General features: G+C 69.6%; 3 protein-coding genes. 2 read left to right on the top strand and 1 reads right to left on the bottom strand.

Annotated features, from left to right (window positions below; translation table 11 throughout):
* Window positions 1-97 precede the first annotated feature (97 nt).
* Complete coding sequence (tkt, locus tag VD972_RS35625) at window positions 98-2,143, top strand: transketolase (RefSeq protein WP_324993273.1); 2,046 nt, start codon at window positions 98-100, stop codon at window positions 2,141-2,143.
* 60 nt (window positions 2,144-2,203) lie between these two features.
* Here the strand turns inward: tkt and VD972_RS35620 are convergent, their stop codons facing one another.
* Window positions 2,204-3,313, bottom strand: coding sequence for an AAA family ATPase (locus tag VD972_RS35620; protein WP_324993272.1), 1,110 nt, complete (start codon window positions 3,311-3,313; stop codon window positions 2,204-2,206).
* A 301-nt stretch (window positions 3,314-3,614) separates the two neighbouring features.
* On the opposite strand from VD972_RS35620, the gene VD972_RS35615 reads away from it, so the two are divergent.
* Window positions 3,615-4,895, top strand: a 1,281-nt coding sequence (locus VD972_RS35615) for a response regulator (RefSeq protein ID WP_324993271.1), incomplete at its 3' end; no start/stop codon positions are given.

The following is a 4,895-nucleotide window of genomic DNA, read 5'->3' as shown; positions in this document are numbered from 1 at the left end:
TAACCCCCCATCCTTCGGTCGTCTACCGACAGCCGCGAGCGGCGGCACAACTCGGTATAATCTACCGTTTCCCCGCTCTTCCCCCTCCAGGATCTTCATGAGCTCTCGTCTCGAACTCGCGAACGCCATTCGCGCGCTCGCCATGGACGCGGTGCAGCAGGCCAACTCGGGCCATCCGGGCTTGCCGCTAGGTGCCGCGCCTATGGCGTATGTGCTGTGGACGCGCTTTCTGCGCTTCAACCCGAAAGACCCGCAGTGGCTGAACCGCGATCGCTTCATTCTCTCCGCCGGACACGGCTCGATGCTGCTGTACGGGCTGCTGCACCTGGCAGGCGTACGCCGCGTCACCCGCGACTACGGCGTGGAGGAGGGGCCCACCATCTCCATGGAGGACCTCCAGAAGTTCCGCCAGCTGGACAGCGTCACCCCCGGCCACCCCGAGTACCGGTGGACCAGCGGTGTGGAGACCACCACCGGCCCGCTGGGCCAGGGCGTGGCCAACAGCGTGGGCATGGCCATCGCCTCCCGGTGGCTGGGCTCGTACTTCAACCGCCCTGGCTTCACCCTGTTCGACTACGACGTGTGGGCGCTGTGCGGAGATGGGGACATGATGGAGGGCGTGGCCAGCGAGGTCGCCTCCATCGCCGGGCACCTCCAGCTTCCCAACCTGTGCTGGATCTACGACGCGAACCGCATCTCCATCGACGGCAGCACGGATCTGGCCTTCACCGAGGACGTGGGCAGGCGCTTCGAGGCCTACGGCTGGCGCGTGCTGCACGTGGACGATGCGAATGACCTGGCGGCCCTGTCCGCGGCATATCGCTCCTTCAAGGAGCAGCGGGGCAAGCCCACCCTCATCGTCGTCCGCAGCCAGATCGGCTACGGGTCTCCGAAGAAGCAGGGCACGGCGGCGGCCCACGGCGAGCCCCTGGGTGCCGAGGAGATCAAGGCCGCCAAGCGGAACTACGGCTGGCCCGAGGATGCGCAGTTCCTGGTGCCCGAGGGCGTGCGTGAGCGCTTTCAGGAGCGGCTGGGTGCGCGCGGCAAGCAGCTGAGGGAGGCGTGGGAGAAGACGTTCGTCGAGTACAAGAAGCAGCAACCGGAGCTGGCCGACCAGCTCGAGCGCATGCTGCGGCGCGAGCTGCCCGCGGGCTGGGACAAGGAGCTGCCCACCTTCCCGGCGGATGCCAAGGGCATGGCCACGCGCGAGTCGAGCGGCAAGGTGCTCACCGCGCTGGCGAAGAACTATCCGTGGCTGCTGGGCGGCTCGGCGGACCTCAACCCGTCCACCAAGACGTACCTGGGCTTCTCGGGTCCGATGAAGCCGGGTGACCACTCCGGGCGCAACATCCACTTCGGGGTGCGCGAGCACGCCATGGGCTCCATCGTGAACGGGCTGGCGCTGAGCAAGCTGCGCGCCTACGGGGCCACGTTCCTCATCTTCAGCGACTACCAGCGCCCAGCCATCCGGCTCTCCGCCATCATGGAGATTCCGGCCATTCACATCTTCACGCATGACTCCATCGGCCTGGGCGAGGATGGGCCCACGCACCAGCCGGTGGAGCAGCTGCCGGGCCTGCGCTCCATCCCCGGTCTCATCGTCCTGCGGCCCGGGGATGCCAATGAGGTGGCAGAGGCCTGGCGCGTCATCGCCCAGCAGAAGACTCACGCGGTGGCGCTGGTGCTCACGCGCCAGGCGGTGCCCACGCTGGATCGCACGAAGTACGCGCCTGCCTCTGGTGTGGCCAAGGGCGCTTATGTGCTCGCCGACTCCGATGGGACGCCCGAGGTGATCCTCATCGGCACCGGCAGCGAGGTGGCGCTGTGCGTGGAGGCCTACGAGAAGCTCAAGGCCGAGGGCGTGAAGGCGCGGGTGGTGAGCATGCCCTCGTGGGAGCTCTTCGAGCAGCAGGACGAGCGCTACCAGGACTCCGTGCTGCCTCCCTCCGTGCGCGCGCGCGTAGCGGTGGAGCAGGCGGAGGTGTTCGGTTGGGAGCGCTGGGTGGGCCTGCGCGGCACCGTGGTGGGCATGCGCTCCTTCGGCGCCTCCGCGCCGCTCAAGGCCCTGCTGCAGAAGTTCGGCTTCACCGTGGACAACGTGGTGAAGGCGGCGAAAGAGACGATCGCCAAGGCGAAGCAGTAGCGCAGCCTGTGGCTCGGGCTCGCCATGGGCCCGAGCGTGAGGTGGCACTCGAGCCACGAGTCACTCCTCCTCGCGAACCGCTGTGCCCTCCACCTCCGTGGCTCCCCCGTGCTTCACCAGTCGCACCGGCTCGTAGCCCGTGCGCCTCGACACGGCCTCCGCCAACGCCTCCGCGTGCGTCGTCACCCAGATCTGGCTGTGCTTCGCCGCATCCACGATGAGCCGTGACAACGGCCCCAGCAGGTCCGGGTGCAGGCTCGTCTCCGGCTCGTTCAGCGCCACGAACGGCGGCGGCCGCGGGCTCAGCAGCGCCGCCAGCAGGCACAGGTAGCGCAACGTCCCGTCCGACAGCTCGCTCGCCGCCATCGGCCGGCTCAGCCCCGGCATGCGCAGCGCCAGGCTGAAGCGCCCCTGGGGCGCCTCCACCTCCAGCTCCGCTCCAGGGAACGCGTCGTCCAGCGCCTTCGCCAGCCCCCGGGCATCCCCAATCTCCTGGATCGTTCCCAGCGCCGCTGCCAGGTCTCTCCCGTCATGCGCCAGCGCCGTCGTCCGCACGCCAATCTGCGGCTGCCGCGCTGGCGCCTCCAGGTCCGTCCGGAACTGGTGGAAGAAGCGCCACGCCTTCAACGTCCGCTGCACCTCCGACAGCCGCGGGAACCGCTGTGGCTCGGCGAGCTGATCCAGCACCGACTCCGCGCTCCACAGCTGCGTAGGGAACGTCACCCGCTTCCCCTCCGAGTCCCGCAGGAACGCCGTCCGATCCTTGCGCTCCATCAACACCGCCCGCCGCCCCCCCGACAGCGCCCACAGGTGCTCCTCCTTCACCTCCGGATCCAGCAGGAACAGCGTGGCCGGCTGTGACGGATCCATCGGGACGATGCCGCAGCTCAGCTCGTACGCCAGCTCGTCATCCAGCGTCACCCCCACCGTCATCCGCACCGGCTTCTTGTGCTCGCGCGGTCCTGCCCACACCACACTCGGCGTGCCACCCTCCTCCGCCAGCGTCCGAGCCAGCCGCCCCTCCGCCGCCGCCTGCAGCAGGTACAGCGCCCGGTACAGGTTCGTCTTCCCGCTCCCGTTCGGCCCCACCACCACCGTCACCGGGTGCACCGGCAACACCAGCCTCCTCACGGAGCGGTACCCTGCTATCTCCAGCCGCGTCACCGTCATCGCCGTGCGAGCGTAGTGGATGACCCGTACAAGACGGGCCTCGGATCCACCCTCTCTCCTTATATAGGATGGGTCAGGTCGGCCCCCCAGGAGGATCCAGCCATTCTCAGGGCAAGCCGCGCTCCCGGATCTTCCGCATGTGGGTGCATGGAGAGCCATTCTTACGGGGTGATAGCGAGCAACCGGGCGTCCCCCGCCTTGCCCACCCGTTGAGGCACGGACAGCGAGCGGCCTTCGTGCTAAATCTTCACTTACGGGTGCGTTGCGCCCGCGTCCTCACCTCACGAGCCCGACGACCCTCATGGCCGAGCGTGGTGTCGCAGAAGAGATGGCGCAGGCCCTCGCGACAGTGCGCGATGGCTTCCGCTCCAGTGCGTCCGAGCGAGTCACTCAGCTCCGCCGCCACGCTGAGGCGTGGAAAGCTGCTATCCCAGGAGCCGCTGCGCTGTTCGCCCAGACCGCGCACTCCACTCGCGGCACCGCCAGCACCCTCGGCTTCACCGAGGTGGCCAAGATCACCGCCGAGCTCGAGAAGCTCGCCGAGGGCGAGTCCCCCGTCTACTCCCCCCGCATCTCCGGCCTCCTCCAGTCTCTCCTCGAGGCCTTCGCTCAGCCGCCCAGCACCCTGCCTCTCGTGCCTCACCGCCCCCGCGTGCTCGTGCGCCTGGCCGACACGCACCTGGCCACCGAGCTCGCCCAGCACCTGGAGACGCTCGGAATGGATGCCGTCGCCGCCTCCTCCGAAGAGGAGTCCGTGCGCCTGCTCACCGCCGACCGCCCCGTGGAGCGCGTGGTGGTGGGCCCCGCTGTCCCCACCTCCTTGCGCGCTGCGATGCGCTCCCTGAGCACCCCACCCCCCGTTGTCCTGCTCGCGCCCACCGCCGACGTCCGCTCCGTTCCCCGCGAGGGCATCGACGCCGTGCTCTCGATCGCCACGCCTCCGCAGGCGCTCGCGCGCGACATTGTCTCCATCCAGCGCGCCAGCCCCGCGCGCTTCCGCGTGCTCGCCGTGGATGACGACTCCGCCGTGCTCGCCGCCGCCCGCGCCGTGCTCGAGGCCGCCAGCATGGAGGTGGTGACGCTCAACGACGCGCGCAACCTCTTCTCCAGCCTCCAGCGCCACCACCCGGACCTGCTGCTGCTGGATGTGGCCATGCCCGCGCTGGAGGGCTTCGAGCTCATCACCCAGCTGCGCGCCGATCCGACATGGCGCAGCCTCATCGTCATCTTCCACACCGCCCGAGACTCCTCGGGGGACCGGGTGCGCGCCTTCCAGCTGGGCGTGGATGACTACCTCATCAAGCCCGTGGAGCCCGCCGAGCTGCGCCTGCGGCTCATGGCCCACCTGCAGCGCCGCACGCTCCAGCGCGCCTCCGCCGACGCTGGCACCGGCACGGCCTCCTCCTCACAGTCTCCACGGGTGGAGCGCCCCACCACCAGCGGCTCGCGCCTGGAGAGCACGCCCACCCCTCACCGCTCCGCCAGCGCGACCCAGACGAACCCTCCCTCGCGCACCTCCGTTCCCACCCTCCCGCCCACGCCCACCACCCGCCCCCCGGGCCCCCTGCGCGTGGAGAAGGAG

Source organism: Hyalangium sp., from assembly GCF_035629615.1.
Taxonomy (GTDB): Bacteria; Myxococcota; Myxococcia; order Myxococcales; family Myxococcaceae; genus Hyalangium.
The sequence above is the reverse complement of the archived record's forward strand: the minus strand, read 5'-3'. Positions and strand labels throughout refer to the sequence as shown.